Here is a 20,787-nt window from a genome sequence, read left to right as displayed (position 1 = left end):
ATAGAAGAAAGGGTGTTTCGGAATGAATATTCTTTTAGTAGATGATGAAATCAGTGCCATTGAGGCAGTAAAAAAAGGAATAAATTGGGATCTGTTAGCCATTTCTTGCGTTTTTACTGCTGCAAGTATGAAACAGGCAATGGAGGAATTAAACAAGAATGATATAGATATTGTGCTCAGTGATATTGAAATGCCAAGGGGGACGGGGCTTGAGCTATTACAGTGGATCAAGGAAAACAAGCCTGGGGTGGAGTGTATTTTTATGACCTGTCATGCGGATTTTAGATATGCTCAGATGGCCATCCAATTGGGGAGCTTGGATTATCTTTTGAAACCGCTTAACTATGAAAAGGTAGTTCAAACTGTCACTAAGGCGATAGAGAAAGTAAGATACGAGAAAAATTTACGAAAAAACAGTGGAGCTTGGGTTGAAAATAAGAAAATAGTTCTAAAACAATTTTGGAAGGATTTCTTTGTTGGAGATATTTCTCCGGATAAGGAGAGCCTTTTAAAATATATACAAGCTAAAGAAATTGGAATCGATATAGAAAAAACATTTATTCCGGTATTAGTATGTATAAAAAAATATCCTGAGGATTCGGGAAGGAATGAAAAAAGATTATTGGAATTCTCCATAAAAAATATTTCGGAAGAACTCTTTGAAATAGGGGGGACCAATAAAGAAGTGATGGAGTTTACAGAAAACTCTATTTTAATCATGTTCAACATCAATAAAACCAAATATTGCAGAGACCTCACAGAGGAAATCAAGGCAGGATGTGAGGAATTGATTAGAGTCATAAGAAATTATTTTAAGATGACCATCAGCTGTTATATAGGGAATCAAGACAATATCATATCAATTCCTAATCAAATCGAGAAAATGCAGTTGATAGATTTTAACAATGTAGCTTTCCATAAGGATATATATCTTTTACGTACGTTCAGACACTATCATATTGAGTACAGTAACTCGAATTTTACAAAATGGAGTGAGTTCATTCAGAAAAATGAATTTGTAACATTATTAAATGAAATTAAGGCGATACTAACTGCAGAGGAAAATTTGAGGAAAATAGATCGAAAATTCTTACAGAATTTTTATAAGGATTTTTACTTTGTACTGATGTCATTCGCAGCAAAGCATAATGTTTTTTTAAGTGAATTGTTTGGTGATAACACCTCCAATAAGATATTCCAAAATGCATTCATTTCTTTAGATGATTTATTGAAGTGGGTAGAGTACACAATCAATATAATAAAGGATTACGTAGAAGAAAATGAGAATATAGACAATCCAGTTAATAAAACTAAAAAATATATTGAAAGTCATATATCGGAAGAAACATCGATGGATGATTTAGCCAAGAAGGTTCACTTAAATCCAGATTATCTCACGAGAATTTTTAAAAAAGAAACAGGTGTTTCTATTAGCAGATATATCATTAATCGTAGAATGGATATAGCGAAAAGACTGTTAATAGAAACGGACAAAACGATTGGAGAAATTGCTTTGGAAGTGGGTTATTATAATTATTCCAGCTTTAACAGGATTTTCACCAAGATTGTTGATATGTCGCCGCAACAATTTAAAAAATTATATAAAAAGGAATTGGTATAGCAGATGAATGTCTTTTTCATCTGTTTTTCTTTTATTTAATAGCCAGAAGATCAATTCCATACCATGCCAAAATGAAAATAGTAAAAGTCGGAAATGTAAATCAAACAAGTCGGATAAAGTATAATGGTTACTGATTTGAAAGCGCTATAATTAATTTAAGAATTCAGAAAATAGCAAAAAAAGCAGGGAGGTATATATTTGTATACAGCAGAAACAAAACAACAAATTAAAATAACCAAAATTGTAACAAAGCAGAAAAAAGTTAAGTATAAGCAATTTATTCCGTTGTATTTAATGGCTGTTCCGGCATTGATTTATTTATTCGTAAATAACTATATGCCGTTATATGGGATGAAATTAGCCTTCACGGAACTGGATTACTCAAAAGGGGTATTCAATGGGGATTTTGTAGGTCTGGATAATTTTAAATTTTTATTTTCAACTAGTGATGCTTGGATCATGATTAGGAATACAGTCCTTTATAATTTACTGTTCATTGTTTCTGGCATCGGTTTCGGTTTAACCGTTGCATTATTATTCAACGAAATTTTAAATAAAACTGCCAGAAAAATTTATCAGTCCGCGACTTTAATACCCTATGTCATTTCAATGGTAATCGTCAGTTATTTAGGCTTTGCGTTTCTCAGTAATGAAACCGGCTTTATTAACAACTCCATTTTAAAACCATTGGGAATCGATGCGATATCTTGGTATCAGGAGCCCAAATATTGGCCTATCATATTGCTGTTTATACATACCTGGCATGGGATTGGCTATTCGCTATTGATGTATACCGCTCGTATCGTGTCTATTCCTCGTGAGTACTACGAAGCTGCAGAAATTGATGGTGCGACAAAATGGCAGCAAATAAAATACATTACTTTGCCTTCACTTAAGACCGTAATTTTATTGCTGACAATGTTAATGGTAGGCAGAATGTTTAATTCAGACTTTGGACTATTCTATCAAATTCCAATGAATTCTGGTGCATTATATAATGTAACAACCACAATAGACACATATTCTTTTAGAGCATTGATGAAGCTTGGTGATATCACTATGGCATCAGCTACAGGGGTTTTCCAATCATTAGTAGGATTTATACTCTTAATCTCAGCGAATGCTGTTGTTCGAAAATTCAGCAAGGATGATAAATTATTTTAAGGAGGTGGGGATCAGTGAAACTCGGCAGGTATAAAAAGTGGGAATTAAGTGGACATATCCTATTCATTATAATGGCTTTTCTTGCCATTATCCCCTTCGTCCTACTGATCATTTCATCTTTTTCAGCTGAACAGTCTGTTGTAAGAAATGGATATAGTTTTTTTCCAGAAAAATTATCTTTGGCAGCCTATCAATATATCTTTGATCAATGGGAAATGATAGGGAGCGGGTACCTGGTAACAATCATAGTGACTTGTGTTGGCACATTCTTTGGGACCACGATGGCTGCATTGATTGGATGGACTCTAAGCAGGAAACATTTGCCTGGTAGAAGTATGTTACTTTTCATTGTGACTTTTACCATGATGTTTCATGGCGGTCTGACAGCACAATATATAATCTATACTCAGATATTTCATCTAAAAAACACAATTTTGGGGTTACTCATACCAAACCTGATGTTAAATGGATACTTTATCATGACTTTCCGAAATTATTTTGAGAATTCGATACCTGGTACATTGCTTGAAGCAGCAAAAATTGATGGAGCGAGCGAAGTAAAGACATTTTTCAAAATCGTCCTTCCTATATCTGGACCCATCATCATTACAATAGGTCTGCCGCTTGCACTTATGTATTGGAATGATTGGACGAATGGTTTATATTACCTAAGCCATGACAGTAAATTACAAAGTATCCAAACTATTTTGAACAATATCAATGAAAATATTAAATTCCTGCAAAGTAATGATTTAGGAAATGCGGCATCAGCACTAAGTACCGCAGAATTACCATCAACAACAATTAGAATGGCAATGGCAGTAGTAGGTATTTTACCCATCATTTTGGTTTTTCCATTCCTTCAAAAATGGTTAGTTAGAGGTATGACAGAAGGGGCAGTTAAAGAATAAGGTGTTTCCTAAAATTAATATAAAAGGGGGATTTTTATGAGGAACAAGATTTTAAGTCTATTGTTATCGGTTATTTTAATGGTTGCACTTGCTGGATGTAGTGGTGACAAAGAGACAAATACTTCTTCCAAGGGAGATGGTATCAATTTTGATGAGGAACCATTTACACTTACTGTGGCGTATGCTGTAAATGGTGATACTCCTGGTGATTTAGCAAAGGTTCAGGAAAAAGTGAATGAAATTACATTAAAGAAGATCAATGCTAAAGTCGAGTTTAAGCCTGTAGCCGTCTCGGCTATGGCAAATACCTATACTTTGGCAGCTTCAAGCGGTGAAAAGCTAGACTTGATTATGATGCTTCCAGGGTCAAGATATATAACACAATATGCTAGTACTAACATGATTAGACCGCTTGATGAAATTGTTGATCAATATGGTAAAGATATTCAAACTAGTTTAGGAGATATTCTAGAGGTAACAAAGGTAAATGGAAAACTGTATGGTATCCCTGGGAAAAGAAGTTATGTTCAGGCTAAGGGATTCTGGCTGCATGATGGTCTCGTAAAAAAGCATAATATTGATGTCTCTCAAATTAAATCAGTAGATGATTTAGATCCGATTTTAGAAAAGATTCATGCTTCCGAACCAGATGTACAAACCTTTTTCCCTACAGGGGTATCTTATTATTTATTAAACTTTGATAACCTTGGTGACGGCTTTGGGGTGTTAAGAGATGCAGGGACAAAGGATTTAAAAGTTGTTAATATGCTTGAAACGGAGGAATATATTAATACTGTTAAAAAAGTTAGAGAATGGTATCAAAAAGGCTATATTTCTAAGGACTTTGCGACAACACAGACTACTCCAACGGAGATGATGGATGCTAACAAGCTTTTTGCTGCTCCAAACTCTACTGATTTTGCTAACGCGCAACTTGGAAATAAAGTACCTAAACAGTATGCCACCATTCATGCACCAGTTGACATAACGACTAATAGGCAAACCTATATTTGGTCAGTTCCTGCTATTGCTAAAAGACCAGAAAAGTCGATACAATTTTTAAATCTTACTTTTGAAGATCAGGAACTCGCAACACTACTCAAGTTTGGAATTGAAGGCGAACACTTTACAAAAAATAGTGATGGTTCTATCGACACTTCCAAGAGCAATTCGAAAACTTTCTTACAGTATTGGCCAATCTGGGGAGATGGCGAGAAGTATCCGATAGAGATGAGAGAGTTAGTTGGACTTGGCGGAGATATAGAGAAATATAATAGTGCTTTCGAAGAATGGAAAAAGAATACTAAAACTTCAAAGGCATTTGGGTTTATGTTTGATCCCCAGCCAGTTAAGACTGAAATAGCTTCATGTACAGCAGTAATGGAACAGTACCAAAAGTTACTCGAGGGCGGTGCCTTGGACCCGGACAAATATCTTAAAATTATTAATGATGAATTGTACGCAGCCGGCCTGCAAAAAATTATTGATGAAAAGCAGAAACAATTAGATGCTTGGGCAAAAACACAGAAATAAGAAATAAAAGAGGATAATAATATGGCAGGTTTATTCGATATTGACAATCGTTTCTTCAGATTTGCAACAAAAGTAATGAATTTATTTCTATTAAATATACTCTGGATTATTTTCAGTTTACCCATCGTAACTGTGGGTGCAGCCACTTCTGCATTATATTATGTATCTTTAAAGATGGTAAGAAATGAAGAGGGATACATTATCAATAGTTTTTGGCTTGCGTTTAAGCAAAATTTAAAACAAAGTATAATAATAGAATTTGTTCTTTTAATAGTGGGTATTATTCTGATTGGGGACATTAAATACTTTCTGCAAATGGACAATGCTTGGGGCTATATATTTACTGCATTTTTCTCAATTGCATTAACAATTTATGTTTTCATGTTGATATTTACATTCCCAATATTGGCGAAGTATAGTAACACCATTTATGGAACGCTGAAGAATGCGGTAATTATGTCGTTAACCCACTTGCCAGCCAGCATTGCCATTGCAGTATTATTGATGATCATGTTATATGGATTTTATGTATCTGTACCCTTAATGATTATATTCTCTACGATAGGTGTAGCAATATATGCATATTTTGGTTCCATTTTATTCAGAAATATTTTTGAAAAGTATTAAGAGCAAGCTTCTATTTATTTAGGAGTAATTCAAAATCTATATAGTTCATATATCATTGCTCCTGCAGAAAATAACCCTACAGGATAACTGTAGGGTTATTTTTTTTCTAAAAGATGATGTCTTTCCCTGTATTGCTTTGGAGTTATCCCGACAACTTTTTTAAATACCCTAGTCATATAACTTTGGTCATTAAAATTTAGTAGTGAACAGATTTCAGATATAGGAGTTTTACTATAGGCAAGTAACTTTTTTACCTCTTCAATTTTGGTTTGTTGAATATATTCGCTAACTGTAATGCCAACTTCTTTTTTAAACAAGGCTGACAAATATTTGGGGCTTAGGTCAACCTTTTGGGAAATTTGATTATGGTTAATATTCTCATAAATATGTTTGTAAATATAATCTTTGCAAGCAGTTATTGTTTTGGAATAACGTTCATCTTTTACTTGTTTTACTTTACTTGCAAATGTATATAAAACGTCTCTCGCCAAGTGTTTAACTCCATCAATCCTATTTACTTCCTCGACTTGTTGGATAAAGCGATCATGTAAGGAAAAAGCAATTTCATCATGTAATCCGCCCTCAATGGAAGCCCTAGAAACTAAAGTGATGAGGGTAATCACATGGTTTTTAATGGATCGAAGATAACTAGACTTGGATAAAATACTAGCTTCTTCTTCATTAAAAGAAGAAAGCTCTTTTATATCCTCGACTCTTCCTTCTTTTATAATAGTTAAGATTTTCTTTTCAAAAAGTCGATCATGAAAGACATGAGATTGTAGATTATGAGAACCAACTATGTTCATTTGTTCATTTTTTGGGGTTATTTCAATTAGTTTGGAATTCTCATTCATTACGAAATTAACTGAAAGTAATTGTTTATTAATCAAATGATAGATGAATACACTCATATTTATTAGCTTTTCAGATGTTATTATCGCTATTGATTTGTAATAATGAAATACTTCTTCACGATAAAAAAAAGCACGGGAGTCGTTAACAATGCCATTTATTTTTTCTTCAGATAATGGTACCGCAAGTGTAGGTCCAATGATCAAAGTTCCTTCAAAAGCCTGATTATTAAATGCACTAATCAAAATATATTTCTCGGAAAATACGGATCTCCTTATAACTGGGAATTGGTACTTTACACTCGAGCGAAAGTTTAACGGGTTGAAAAATTTTTCCTTTTGGTTTTCGTATAATGGATTTAGCGATTGATTCCTTAAGTTTTCATAGATTACTTTCCCTTTTGAATTGATAAAGAAAACAGGTATATCAAATGTTTCAGCAACGAGATTACACATATCATTTATACTTTCGAAGTAAGTGCTCATATATGATCCCCCTGGGTAAATACGATTCTATTTTTTAATTAATAATACTAAGAAAGATACTAAAATACCATATAAATTCACAGAATATTTTAATATCGAAGAGTTAAATGGAGTGAAAGAGAGGAATGGTGTGGAATGATAACACTTACATATCCGGTAGAATCGTCAAAGGTAAAATTTGCAATCGATAAATTAAAAGCAATAATGACAGAAATGGGTGAAATGTGGAACGTTAGCACCAAAAAAGATCCACACACACACAATATTATTATTTTGACGAACAGTGAAGGGAAACAAAGTTTTGGATTGAATGTTGATCTATCTGTAGGCTCAGAAGGTTTTCAAATCCAACGGGCAGTTCATCAGGGAAATACTACTATATTTATTTTGGCTTCCGAAGAGTCTGGTGCAATGTACGGAATTTTGGAGCTCTGTGAGCAGCTTCAGACTCACGGTGACCTTACCAGCGTAAACGAATGTATCATTAATCCAAAATTTTCGTTCCGCGCATTGAAATTTAACCTTCCTTGGTCATCCTACAGGCAAAATGATAGTTTTGAAGTACAAAAAGAAACTGTCCGTGATCTTGAGTTTTGGAAATCGTTTTTGGATATGATGGCTGAAAATCGTTATAACGTACTAACCCTATGGAGTATGCATCCATTTCCATATATGATAAAACCCAAAAGTTTTCCTAAAGCTACTCCGTTTACCGATGAAGAAATGGGGGAATGGAAGCATTTTTGGACTGCCTTATTTCGAATGGCAAAAGATCGTGGCATTGAAACATATTTAGTAAATTGGAACATTTTCGTCTCTGAATCATTCCGAGAACACTACGACCAGAATGCCATTAGTGATGAAAAGTTTTACCATCTTGGTGAGTCTTATTCTACTGAGCAAATCAAACAATACAATCGTGAATGTGTGACACAGTTGATTGATGAGTATCCGGATCTTACTGGATTGGGCACTTCTTTAGGTGAAAGAATGGGCGACATGTCACCAGAAGAGCGTCAGTTATGGGTGGAGGATGTTTATTATCAAGGAATGAAGGACGCCAGCAGACCTGTTAAGTACATTTATCGTGCGCCATTTACCATTGATACATCTCTTACAAGAAATGTTATGGAGAAGATTGATTTTTTACCTGAACCAGTCTGGCTGGAACTAAAGTTTAATTGGTCTCATGCCTATTCAACTCCAAAGTTACGAATAACGCATGGGGGACGAAGCGATGGGTTAAAGGGATATTGGAATCCAGATCCGAAAAATTACAAAGTAACATGGATGGCTCGTAATGAGGATTTCTTTACATTACGTTGGGCTCAGCCAGATTTTATAAGGGAACATATTAAGGAAAACGGTCATGATTATGTAGGAGGATATTTTATCGGATCTGAGTGCTTTATTCCGGCTTATGATTATTCTCACTACAGGGATAGTGATCATTTCCAATGGACATACGCGTTCGAAAAACATTGGCTGTACTACATGTTATGGGGGAGATTATTATTCGACCCTTCAACACCTGATGAGGTGTTTGCAAATGCACTGGGCCGCCGATACGGTAAATCCAATGGACATCCGTTACTTCATGCATATTCGTCTGTTAGTAAAATGCCATTGGCACTTGCATCCTCTTATTTAATCTTATGGGATTTTACTTTATATGCGGAAGGTTTTCTTTCTACAGATACTTCAGGATATAACTCGGGGAAAGCGTTTATATCGCTTGAAGATTTATTAAATACGAGACCAATTGAATCAACGTATCTTTCAATTCGTGATTATGTTGATCGTAAGATGAATCAAGATTCGACTGAAGGATTTGTAACACCCATTCAATTAGCAGATTTATTAGAGAAAGATTCAAAGCACGGCCTTGAGTTGATTGCATCGATAAATAATGATTTACCACTTTTATGCTGCGAAAAGGCTGATATCAAAGCTTGGGCATTATTAGGATTATATTTTGCAGATAAACTTCGTGCTGGGGTCTGTTACCAAACTTTCCTTAAGACAGGAGATGAGTCTGAACGGCAAAAAGCATTACAATGGTTAGAATCACCTCACGCTATTAAGCACTGGGACGATCTTATTGAGGTGACCTCATCTCATTATGTGGAGCAGCCATTGATGCACCTTGGCGATACGCCATTCTCCTGGAAGCGTTTCCGTCCACAGGTTTTAGAAGATATTGACTTTGTCCTTGGGCGTAAATAGAAGGAAGCGGTTTTTGTTCGTTTTAATGGAAAAGGGAGTGTATATCAAATGAAAATTAAGAGCATAGAAACGTTTTCTACAGGTTATGTGACGATTGTTCGTGTGAGAAGTACAGACGGTTATGAAGGTTTTGGTCAAACGGCCCCCTATCATGCGAATATTTCCGCACTGATTGTGCATCAACAACTTTCCCGACATGTATTGGGAAAAGAAATTGATACCATTGACCAGCTTGTAGAAGAAATCATGAGAGCAGAACATAAATATTATGGTTCTTATCTATGCAGGGCATTAAGTGGTCTTGAGACGGCACTGTGGGATTTAAAGGGAAAACAATTCGGTAAAAGTGTCTGCGAATTGCTCGGAGGCGAACACCGTCCGATAGAAGTGTACGGTTCTAGCATGAGAAGAAATATAAGTCCAGAAGATGAAAGTGAACGATTGAAGAAAATGCAACAAGAATATGGCTTTCGAGCATTTAAATTTAGAATCGGCAATAACTTTGGCAATGACGTAGATGTATATCCAGGCAGAACAGAACAGATCATACCAACGGTACGGAAGGCATTGGGGGAGGAAACGTTGTTGTATGCAGATGCTAACAGTGCATTTACACCTACACGCGCTATTGAGGTAGGTAGATTGTTAGAACAGTATGGTTTGGTACACTATGAGGAACCATGTCCATTTCCTAATTTAGAATGGACTAAACAAGTAACTGAAGAGTTGGATATTGCAGTAGCTGGTGGAGAACAAGATACAGATTTGGTACAGTTTCAAAGAATGATTAACATGAATGCTGTTGATATCGTACAACCAGATATATGCTATATCGGTGGACTAAGCAGGGCACTTAAAGTCGCTAACATGGCAGAGGAGGCTGGTATGATTTGTACGCCCCATTCTGCCAATCTGTCCATGATTTCTGTTTTTACAATGCATCTTGCAGCTGCCATTCCAAATGCTGGTCAGTTCATGGAATACTCAATTGAAAATCGTCCATGGGAGGAAGAATTGTTTACTACTAGTTTTAATGTAAGTGATGGGAAAGTGAAAATCCCCGATGGACCAGGATGGGGTGTGCAGATAAGACCAGAATGGCTTGAAAAAGCAACATATCAAATCAGTGAAAACTATAGGTAATGCAAAAATGGAAGCGAGGACAAATGCTTGTCCTTGCTTCCATTTTTGTAAGGATACGGTTGTAAAATAGTTACTTTGCTTTAATAAAATCTTCTGATAAGGAAATTAATTCACGAACAGCATAAGGTAAATATTTATCTTTCCTCCATACTAAGCCAAGTTCTAGACTAAGAGTGGAGTTCATTAAATCAAGTACAGTGATGTTTGGATTATGAATAGAATGAGCAATTCTACTAGGTAAAAGAGTAACACCTAATTTAGCTTCCACCATCTCCACTATAAAATCCTTTTGGGAACTGTTACATACTACTTTTGGGTGATAGCCTTTACTCAAGCATTCCTCTATAATGCGGTCGTAAAGAGAAAAGTCTTGTTGATATAAGATGAAATGCTCATTTATCAAATCCGATAGTTCCACTTCTGTATTGCTTGCTAATCGGTTTTGCTTATGAACTACCAGCTTTAATGGGTCATGAGTAACCTTCATAAACTCAAATTTTCCATTGTTGACCGGTAAATTGCAAATTAGCCCAATATCTAACGACCCATCTTCTATACCTTCTTTTATTTTTTTTGATCCAACTTCAGTCAAAATGATTTCAATATAGGGGTACAGCTCCTTGTATTTACTGATCAATTTAGAAAAAAAGGCTGGCCCTACTATTGGCGGGATACCAATCTTAATCTCACCCTTTTTTAATTCAAGAATATCAGTCAGTTCCGTAGTTAGATTCTGAAAAGCCTCAAGTACATGCTTGGCGTTAACTAACACTGCTTTTCCAGCATCGGTTAATTCTAATTGTTTAGACCTGTAAAATAAGGGGACACTTAGTTCTGACTCAATTTGCTTTATAGCTTTACTGAGGGAAGGTTGAGACACATGTAAAGTAGAAGCAGCCTTGGTAAAGCTCAAATGTTTAGCAACTTCTGAAAAATAAGCTAAATGCCTTATATCCATAAAAACACCCTTTCGGAGATGATAGTTTGTTAGGGTTATAGCTAAAATGAATAATTGTAATGCGAAATATGTATTTTTCGAATCTATATATGCATTATATAATAGAAAATAAGAAAGATGTTAGTAAGTAGTTGAAAAAGAAATCACTTTTCGAAACGTTCAGAACAAAGTTTAACAAACTAACAAAAGAAAACTGGTTCTTAATCTACACATTACTTCATTATAGAAGGAAGGTTCATGACGTGAAAAATGCTGTTCTCTTTTTGTTACAATTGTTTATTCTAATTTTCATTTATATTGGATCAAATTACATAGCAAAATTAACAAACCTGCCCCTTCCTGGTAATGTTCTGGGGATGATTCTGTTATTCGTAAGCTTAACGATGCGAATCGTAAAGTTAAACTATATTGAAAAGGCTGCAGAGTATCTAATTAGACACCTGGCATTATTTTTTATTCCATATGCAGTAGGTTTAATGACTTATGGTGACTTAATTAAAACTAGTGGTTGGCAATTACTTCTTATGGTTGTTGGAAGCACGGTTATAGGTTTAGTTGTAACTTCTGGAATCACACAATACTTGTCTTCAAAGGAGATTCAAAAACATGGCAGGTCTAACTCTATTTAATATCAGCTTAACGATACTCATTTACATTGGTGCGAGAGGATTATATAGGAATATCACCAGCCCTTTTACCACTCCAGTATTGTTAGCAACGATTATTGTCATAATCGTTCTAAGGGCAGCGGATATTACCTATGTGGAATATACACCTGCTAAAGAATCGTTGACTTACTTGCTGGGTCCTGCTACGGTTGCGCTTGCCGTTCCTATGTACAAAAATCGACTCGTCATTAAGGAAAAAGGGTTACAGGTTTTATCGGGTTTAATGTTGGGGTGTTTTGCTACCATAGCTTCTGCAATCTGGATTTCAAAACTACTAAACTTTTCCGAAATCATACAGAGAACTTCTGCGGTTAAGGCAGTTACGACCCCAGTCGCTATAGAAATTGTCACTATTATTGGCGGAGATCCCTCATTAGCGGCTGTCCTTGTTATTACTGCAGGAATCTTTGGAGCTGCCTTTGGCTCACTGTTATTAACATTATTTAAGATTCACGATCCTATCTCACGAGGTCTGGGAATTGGAACTGTGTCACATGGTATCGGAACAAGCCAAGCTGCAGCAGAGGGAACATTACAAGGAGCTGTATCCAGTGTTGCAATCGGTGCTGCTGCAATCCTCACCTCTATTATACTTCCAATAATCTACAATCTCCTTTAATGGATAGGGGATGTATAGCTTACTTGTGTATCAAGTAATATAGAAATGAGCGTGTATTACTATGTTTACGATGTTAAAGTATATTAAACCATACAAATGGTTGATCGCATCCATCATTACATTAACATTAGCGAGTACCTTATTTGAGTTATATATTCCGACACTAATGGCTAATGTGATTGACATTGGGATTGCAGATTCAAATTTACCTTATATCATCCAGAGTGGTGTGTGGATGCTTGTCCTTAGTATGTTAACAATTTCTGTTACGATAGTAAGTATTTATTTATCCTCCAAAGTTGCTGCAGGCTTTGGTCGAGATTTACGTCGTGCATTGTTTGTCAAAGTAGAAAATTTTCCAATAGAGACTCTAGAAAGGTTTGGCCCCGCAACCCTTATTACTAGAACCACAAATGATAGTAAGCAAGTACAAGATGTTGTAAGTATGATTTTAGGGACCGCTACTCGAGCGCCACTAATGCTCATTGGCGGGATCATTCTAGCAATTAACAGAGAACCTAAACTAAGTTTAATTTTCCTCGCTGCTTTACCGATATTAATCTTTCTAATTGTTGGTGTTATGAAAAAAGCCATACCGCTATTTGAGGTTCTGCAAAAGAAGACAGATCGATTGAATTTAGTCATAAGAGAAAGTCTAACTGGTATACGTGTTACTCGAGCCTTTAATCAGGTAAATTATGAAAAACAGCGGTTCAACATTGCTAATGAGGACTTTCGTGATACGGGGATTAAGGTCAATAAGACAATGGCTTTATTATTCCCCTTTATGCAATTAATCATTAACTTTACTAATATTGCAATTGTTTGGTTTGGTGCCATTAGAATTAATGAAGGAACGATGATGGTTGGTAATATGATGGCATTTTTACAGTATGCATTAATGATATTTATGGCATTTATTATGTTATCGATTGCATTTATGAAGTTACCGCGTGCATTAGCATCTGTAAAACGAATAAGTGAAGTTTTAGAAGTGGTCGAAACCGTAAAGGGTCCAATAGAAACCAGGGAATCAGGCAGGAATAAAAGTCAAAGTGGCTTTATACAATTAAAAAATGTTACCTATCGTTATGAGGGTGCAGAGAGAGCTGCCGTTGAAAACATATCTTTTGAAGTTTGCCAAGGTCAAACCACTGCCATTATTGGAGGTACAGGTTCAGGTAAAACCACAATAATTCAACTTATTCTACGTTTTTTTGATCCCGTGGAGGGAGAAATCTTAGTCAATGGCATCAATGTTCGTAGTATATCAGAGAGTGTATTAAGAGAAAAAATAGGCTATGTTCCTCAAAAAGCAATTTTATTCAGTGGCACAATCGTAGAAAATCTGCGCCTCAGTAATAACGATGTTACAGAAGAGGAAATCTTGGAAGCGCTGACGATTGCTCAAGCAATTGACTTTGTCAATTTGAAAGAAAAAGGGATTCATAGCGTACTTCATCAAGCAGGATCCAATTTATCAGGTGGACAAAAGCAACGGCTATCGATTGCACGTGCGCTTGTTCGAAAACCAGAAATTTATATTTTTGACGATAGTTTTTCTGCTTTGGATTATAAAACAGATGCTAAATTAAGAAGAAGTTTGAAGGAAAAACTAGACGCAACCATAATAATGGTGGGTCAGCGGATCAGTTCGATAATGGATGCAGATCAAATTATTGTATTGGACCAGGGGAAAATGGTTGGTCACGGAACACATGAATACCTATTAAGGAACAATACAGTATATCAAGAAATTGTGGCATCCCAACAAATAGAGGAGGGCGTTTCATGAAAAGCAATAATGAGATTACTGTTTTCTCTCCTCGTCGAAAAAGTTTCGAAACACCAAGAGACCTAAAAAAAACATTAGTACGTTTAGCCATTTATTTAAAACCGGAGCGCAAAAACTTATTCTTTGTTTGTATTTTTACTGCTTTATCCACGGCATTTAATGTGTCTAGTCCTGCTATTTTAGGAAATGCCACTACTTCTATTTTCAAAAGTGTAACATCTGATACCGCCGTTCATTTTAGTTATCTAGGTTTGATTATTATCATATTAATCTTTCTCTATGTATTTTCCTCGTTATGTTCGTTTTTGCAGTCTTACTTAATGGCAGGAGTTGCTCAACGGGCTGTGGCCGCACTACGTAAAAAAGTTAACGAAAAATTCACGAAATTACCAATTAAATACTTTGATCAGCATTCAAAAGGTGACTTAATAAGCAGAGCCGTGAATGATATCGATAATATCAACAATTCTTTTCAGCAGGCTTTAACCCAATTTATTGGCTCAGTTATAACTGTCACAGGGATGATTGTGATGATGCTTGTAATAAGTCCCTTAATGACCATTGTTATCGCTGTTACAGTTCCAATAAGCGTATTAATCATAAGATGTATCTTCTCACGTTCTCAACCCTTATTTAAACAGCAGCAAGCAGTCCTTGGAAAAGTGAATGGTTATGTTGAAGAAATGTTCACAGGTCATCATGTGGTAAAGGCATACGGTTACGAGGAAAAATCAGTTGAACGATTTGATGAAATGAATAAAACATTATATAAGGTTAGTCAAAAAGCACAATTTATTTCAGGAATTATGAACCCTTTAATGAACTTCGTTGGAAATATAGGTTTTGTGTTTGTCAGTATTATCGGAGGTGTTTTCGTTCTTAACGGCAGTATGTTAATTGGTAATGTGCAAGCATTTCTTCAATATTCAAAACAAATCACCGGACCTATGATGCAAGTAGCAGGTATTGCTAACTTAATCCAAAACGCATTAGCTTCTGCAGAACGTGTTTTTGACCTGCTAGATGAAGAAGAAGAACAAAAAGAAAAGGAGGCAGAAATAGATCTGGATCAAATGAAGGGGCAAGTAACGTTTGATCATGTTAGTTTCGGTTATGAAAAGGATTCCCTTTTGATGGAAGATATCAATTTACAAATTGAGGAAGGACATACAGTTGCAATTGTAGGTCCAACTGGAGCTGGGAAAACAACCTTAATCAATTTGCTCATGCGTTTTTATGAGATTAATAATGGAAAGATTTTCATTGATCATATAGATAGTAAACATTTATCCCAAGAACAAGTAAGAAGTTTATTTGCCATGGTCCTTCAAGACATTTGGTTATTTAGCGGAACGATTCGCGAAAATATTGCTTATGGTAAAAAAAATGCGACTGATGAGGAAATCATAGCTGCCGCTCAGTCCGCTTATGCCGATGACTTTATTCGAAAGCTGCCTGAAGGTTACAATACCATGTTATATCAAGATGCTTCCAATATATCTCATGGACAAAAGCAACTTTTAACTATCGCTAGATCGATAATATCAGATCCAAAAATATTAATATTAGATGAAGCAACCAGCAGCGTGGATTCACGAACGGAACTAAAAATTCAAAAAGCGATGAACAATTTAATGAAAAACCGAACCAGTTTCATAATAGCACACCGCTTATCAACAATTAAAGATGCCGATTTGATATTAGTCATGCACCAAGGGGATATTATTGAAAAAGGGACTCATCAGCAGCTAATGAAGGAAAACGGTTTTTATGCAGACTTATATAATAGTCAGTTTTAAACAGTTACAGCAAATAATAGATGGAATTACTAGAACTATTAAACATTTAAAGATTTTTGATAATTCACAAAAAATATTACCAAAATACAATCATTACATATTGATAGATATTATATTTGTTTCAAGGCCAATAAATGTGTATTGAATCGAAACGGGTATATGGGTCAGTAAAAAATATATTTTTTACACAAAAACAGAAACGCTGTTGCTTATTACGCAACAATGGAGGTGTTCGTATTGATCACTACAGAACTGATCACGGAATTACAAGTAATTTTATCATCTGAGCAAGTTATCGAAGGGGAGAAAAATAACCCTCTTGGAAATAGCGGTTTGGTGAAGGTGTATCCGCAATCAGAGGAAGAAATTTCAGCGATTCTGAAATACGCCAATGAAAACGGTAAAAAAGTATTCATTGAAGGAAATGGAACTAAAAGAGGGTTCGGCGGTTTGACGGAATCAGCAGATATTCTACTTTCATTATCCAACTATAAAGGCATTGTCGAATATGGTGTCGGTGACATGACGTTAACTGTTAAGGCAGGAACCAATTTTAAAGAATTGCAGGAGTATTTGGCAAAGTTTAATCAAAAAATTTCACTTGACCCATTCTCCCCGGAGTCAGCAACGATAGGGGGAATTATTGCTTCCAACGAAAGCGGTCCTAAGCGGTTGGGCTATGGCTCTTCAAGAGACGTTGTAATTGGCCTGAGAATTGTATACCCCGATGGAAAAATCATCCGGTCAGGCGGAAGAGTGGTGAAAAATGTAGCAGGTTATGACATGAACAAATTATTTATCGGTTCGATGGGTACCTTGGGGGTTATATCGGAAGTAACCGTAAAGCTCCGTCCGCTCTCCAAAAATGAAAGTTTGATTTTATTATTTTTCCCACAAGGAAATATGGAAGAAATCCGGACATATGCCACAAAGCTGCTTGATTCTACGATGGAACCTGTGACACTTGAACTCCTTAGTCCAGCACTAGCAGGAAAATTAACTGGCCATAGCTGTTATACGATAGCGATTGGACTCGAGGATGTACAAACATCCGTACGCTATCAAGAGAACTTTATTCAAAGCACTCAGCCAGATCATACTGATTTAAAAATACTTGACGCAAACGAAGCTCAATCGTTTTGGAACCACTTTTATTTCGTTTCTTTCATTTCCTCTAGAGAATTTACCCAGACTTCTTTGAAAATTGGTGTTAAAAACATGGATGTAATCCACGTATTAAAAGAAAGTCAGCTACTTATCGATTCTCACAACCTAGATGTTGAAGCGCATGGTGGATTAGGCCATGGTTTATGTCAAGTAAATCTAAAAGGCGCAAAGGAGGATATCATTTCAGCTATTCAGCGACTGAGAGAATTGTCCACAAAACTTGGCGGGTACACCGTTATTAAACATCTGCCTTTTTCCTTAAGACAAGAAGTAGATACTTGGGGTAACAAACCATCACATTTCTTCCTTTTCAATGGAATTAAATCTAAGGTTGACCCAAATAAAGTTCTCAATCCAAAACGTTTTGTGGGAGGGATATAGTGATGAGCACGAAAGAAGCAGATCTAAAAAAAGATCCGGCATGTACCACCGGCTTAAGTAATTTTCTCTCGAAGGATCATCCAGATGAAAACAAATGGGCAGATTGTGTTCATTGCGGTATGTGTTTGGAATCATGTCCTACATACGAGATTACCGGTCAGGAGCAGCATTCCCCGCGCGGACGCGTTCATTTGATTAAGTCGGTAGCAGAAGGAAGACTTACTGTGAATGAACAATTTATGGACCCTGTTTTCGCTTGTCTTGATTGCCGGGCTTGTACAACGGCCTGTCCGGCAGATGTGGAAGTTGGCGGCCTGATTGAAGAAGCCCGGGGACAAATTCGTCAAGCTATGCCGTTAACAGGACTGAAAGGTACCGTTAGCAAAATGTTCTTGCAAGGTCTCTTCCCTCATCAAAACCGGCTCAATGCACTGGGAAGCCTTCTAAAATTCTATCAAAAAAGCGGCATGCAAAAGGTCGTACGAAAGTCTAAGCTGATTAATATCATGCCGCAGCATCTTGTAGATATGGAAGCCATCATGCCGGAAGTAAAAGAACCGGTGCGCAAAAAGTATAAGGATGTTAAAGTCATTAAGTCAAGGGGAGAAACAAAGAGAGATGTCGCATTCTTAACAGGTTGTGTCATGGATGTGATGTTCAGTGATATTAATGAGGCAACTATTAATGTATTAACCCGTAATGGAAATGACGTGAAGATTCCGAAGAATCAAACTTGCTGCGGAGCGCTGCATGTCCATGCCGGGGACCGCGACATGGGAAGGAAGCTTGCAAAACAGAATATTGAGGCATTTAAAGATACTGACAAGGTAATCGTCAATGCGGCTGGCTGTGGATGTGCCCTTAGAGAATATCCGGAATTATTCCATGATGACCCCGAGTGGCATCAAAAAGCGGAAGAGTTTTCTGCAAAGGTAGAGGATATTTCAAAATACCTGTATGAAACTGGTTACGAAATACCAAAAGCGGAATTAAAAACACGAATTACCTATCATGATGCCTGCCATTTGGCACACGGACAGGGGATACGAAAGGAACCGCGCGATTTGCTGCTTAACATACCTGGTGTGGAAATGGTTCATATGCCGAATTCGGACCGTTGCTGCGGCAGTGCAGGAATTTACAATATTACCAACCCGGAAATGGCCTCTGCTGTACTTGAAAACAAAATGCAAAATGTTCCAGAGGATGTTGAGATGATTTCAATGGGGAACCCGGGATGTATGCTTCAGATGGCAATGGGCGTACAAAAGCATGGAAGAAATCAAAAAATCGTCCATACCGTACAACTGTTGGATTGGGCTTATCAAAAAGAGGACGGCAAGGGGGAACAATAAATGCCAGTCAAGGGAATCAAGTCAAACGATCAGCATATTAGGAATCTGGCAAACATCGTAGGGGATGCCCGTTCGATCATCTACCATAAGGAAGATCTTATCGCCTATGATTGCGATGGATTTACACTGCATAAGCATTTGCCAAAAGCCGTTGTTTTCCCAAAAAACACAGAGGAAGTCTCTGCCTTGGTTAAATATTGCACCCATCATCAATTGCCATTCCTCGCCCGAGGAGCAGGAACAGGCTTAAGTGGCGGGGCAATCCCTTTAAATGGAGAGGTAGTCATTAGCCTAGTCCGAATGAAGAAGCTATTAAGTGTCGACTTTGAGAATCGACGTGCTATTGTAGAGCCGGGGTTCGTTAATTTAAAACTGACGAATTCCATTTCTGATAAGGGATACTACTACGCACCAGATCCATCCAGCCAGTACTGTTGTACCATTGGTGGAAATGTTGCTGAAAATGCGGGAGGGGCCCACTGCTTAAAATATGGCGTGACAACAAACCACATCCTTGGGCTGGAGGTTGTTCTGCCAAATGGCGAGATTATTGAAATTGGAGCAAACGGCATTCTTGATGAACCAGGCTATGATTTGCTAGGACTATTGACAGGTTCTGAGGGGACCTTGGGAATCGTCACGAAAATAACGGTTCGTATATTGAAAAACCCGGAATCGAAGAAAACGGTGTTAGCATATTTCGATAAGGTGGAAGACGGCTCTCAGGCTGTTTCCGATATTATTTCAGCAGGGATTTTGCCTGCCGCGTTGGAAATGATGGATAAAACGGCCATTGAAGGGGTAGAAGCAGCAGCATTCCCGGTGGGACATCCAAAGAATATCGAAGCAGTGCTCCTAATTGAAGTGGATGGGATTGAAGCGGGCCTTGATGAGCAAATCAATCAAATAGTAGAAGTTTGCCTAAAAAGAAATGTCCGAGAGGTAAGAGCTGCAAAGGATGAGGCAGAGCGCGGCAGATGGTGGGCAAACCGGAAAACTGGTTTCGGTGCGATGGGAGCTATTTCTCCAGATTATTTAGTCCAGGATGGTGTAATTCCTCGGAGCAAGCTTCCTGAAGTGTTGAAAAGGATTAATCAAATCAGCGAAGAAACAGGCCTGCGAATCGCAAACATTTTTCATGCAGGTGATGGAAACCTTCACCCGTTAGTGCTTTTCGATGCCAGAAAACCTGGACAAAGTGAAAAGGCTCTGATAGCGGGCAGTGCATGTCTGCAGGTATGTGCGGATGTAGGCGGAACGATTACCGGCGAGCATGGTGTTGGGATTGAGAAAAGAGAGGAAATGCGCTTTGTCTTCACAGATGAAGAAATTAGCGCCCAAACCGATATCCGCGATGTGTTCAATCCCGGAAACCTATTAAATGCCGGAAAACTATTTCCGACACCAGGACGCTGCGTGGAGATCAAGAGGGAATTAAAAGATAAAGAATCTGCGGCTGCATTCTAAACTAGTTTTTTTCATA

16 protein-coding genes are annotated in these 20,787 nt (G+C 37.0%); 14 read left to right on the top strand and 2 right to left on the bottom strand.

All coding sequences use genetic code 11. The features are described from left to right. The first annotated feature begins 22 nt into the window (after positions 1-22). The 5 genes from ABC255_RS20940 (at position 23) to ABC255_RS20920 (ending at position 5,856) form a co-directional block, all read left to right on the top strand. Entirely contained in the window at positions 23-1,621 is a 1,599-nt protein-coding gene (locus tag ABC255_RS20940; protein WP_412996576.1) for a response regulator transcription factor, read from the top strand. Between the two features lie 198 nt (positions 1,622-1,819). Then, on the top strand, positions 1,820-2,785 hold the full coding sequence (locus tag ABC255_RS20935; RefSeq protein WP_412996574.1) for an ABC transporter permease: 966 nt from the start codon (positions 1,820-1,822) through the stop codon (positions 2,783-2,785). Positions 2,786-2,799: 14 nt separating this feature from the next. Further along, positions 2,800-3,696, top strand: coding sequence for a carbohydrate ABC transporter permease (locus ABC255_RS20930; RefSeq protein WP_412996572.1), 897 nt, complete (start codon positions 2,800-2,802; stop codon positions 3,694-3,696). A gap of 36 nt (positions 3,697-3,732) precedes the next feature. Further along, entirely contained in the window at positions 3,733-5,229 is a 1,497-nt protein-coding gene (locus tag ABC255_RS20925) for an ABC transporter substrate-binding protein (protein ID WP_412996570.1), read from the top strand. Positions 5,230-5,250: 21 nt separating this feature from the next. Beyond that, entirely contained in the window at positions 5,251-5,856 is a 606-nt protein-coding gene (locus ABC255_RS20920; protein WP_412996569.1) for a YesL family protein, read from the top strand. Positions 5,857-5,951: 95 nt separating this feature from the next. Here the strand turns inward: ABC255_RS20920 and ABC255_RS20915 are convergent, their stop codons facing one another. Continuing rightward, on the bottom strand, positions 5,952-7,193 hold the full coding sequence (locus ABC255_RS20915) for a helix-turn-helix domain-containing protein (protein ID WP_412996567.1): 1,242 nt from the start codon (positions 7,191-7,193) through the stop codon (positions 5,952-5,954). 135 nt (positions 7,194-7,328) lie between these two features. Between ABC255_RS20915 and ABC255_RS20910 the strand changes: the two genes are divergently transcribed. Beyond that, a complete protein-coding gene (locus ABC255_RS20910; protein ID WP_412996565.1) occupies positions 7,329-9,419 on the top strand; it encodes a hypothetical protein in 2,091 nt (696 codons plus the stop codon). Between the two features lie 48 nt (positions 9,420-9,467). After that, complete coding sequence (locus ABC255_RS20905; RefSeq protein ID WP_412996563.1) at positions 9,468-10,562, top strand: mandelate racemase/muconate lactonizing enzyme family protein; 1,095 nt, start codon at positions 9,468-9,470, stop codon at positions 10,560-10,562. A 70-nt stretch (positions 10,563-10,632) separates the two neighbouring features. Here the strand turns inward: ABC255_RS20905 and ABC255_RS20900 are convergent, their stop codons facing one another. Beyond that, positions 10,633-11,520 (bottom strand): LysR family transcriptional regulator, encoded by an 888-nt coding sequence (locus ABC255_RS20900; protein WP_412996562.1) that lies wholly within the window; start codon positions 11,518-11,520, stop codon positions 10,633-10,635. Positions 11,521-11,651: 131 nt separating this feature from the next. Here ABC255_RS20900 and ABC255_RS20895 point away from each other — a divergent pair, with 131 nt between their 5' ends. From ABC255_RS20895 to ABC255_RS20865, 7 genes are all read left to right on the top strand, one after another. Continuing rightward, positions 11,652-12,149: a CidA/LrgA family protein gene (locus ABC255_RS20895; protein ID WP_412996560.1), complete on the top strand. Its 498-nt coding sequence runs from the start codon at positions 11,652-11,654 to the stop codon at positions 12,147-12,149. Then, positions 12,127-12,807 (top strand): LrgB family protein, encoded by a 681-nt coding sequence (locus ABC255_RS20890; RefSeq protein WP_412996559.1) that lies wholly within the window; start codon positions 12,127-12,129, stop codon positions 12,805-12,807. Before ABC255_RS20895 ends, ABC255_RS20890 begins: the two co-directional genes overlap by 23 nt. Positions 12,808-12,868: 61 nt before the next feature. Next, on the top strand, positions 12,869-14,602 hold the full coding sequence (locus tag ABC255_RS20885; protein WP_412996557.1) for an ABC transporter ATP-binding protein: 1,734 nt from the start codon (positions 12,869-12,871) through the stop codon (positions 14,600-14,602). Beyond that, entirely contained in the window at positions 14,599-16,401 is a 1,803-nt protein-coding gene (locus tag ABC255_RS20880) for an ABC transporter ATP-binding protein (RefSeq protein WP_412996555.1), read from the top strand. Before ABC255_RS20885 ends, ABC255_RS20880 begins: the two co-directional genes overlap by 4 nt. A gap of 237 nt (positions 16,402-16,638) precedes the next feature. After that, on the top strand, positions 16,639-17,949 hold the full coding sequence (locus tag ABC255_RS20875) for an FAD-binding oxidoreductase (RefSeq protein ID WP_412996553.1): 1,311 nt from the start codon (positions 16,639-16,641) through the stop codon (positions 17,947-17,949). A gap of 2 nt (positions 17,950-17,951) precedes the next feature. Then, a complete protein-coding gene (locus ABC255_RS20870; protein ID WP_412996551.1) occupies positions 17,952-19,304 on the top strand; it encodes a (Fe-S)-binding protein in 1,353 nt (450 codons plus the stop codon). Next, complete coding sequence (locus ABC255_RS20865) at positions 19,305-20,771, top strand: FAD-linked oxidase C-terminal domain-containing protein (RefSeq protein ID WP_412996549.1); 1,467 nt, start codon at positions 19,305-19,307, stop codon at positions 20,769-20,771. Positions 20,772-20,787: the final 16 nt, after the last annotated feature.

Source organism: Neobacillus canaveralius, from assembly GCF_047237705.1.
Classification (GTDB): domain Bacteria; phylum Bacillota; class Bacilli; order Bacillales; family Cytobacillaceae; genus Neobacillus; species Neobacillus niacini_K.
This window is presented reverse-complemented; position numbering and strand designations above follow the sequence as displayed.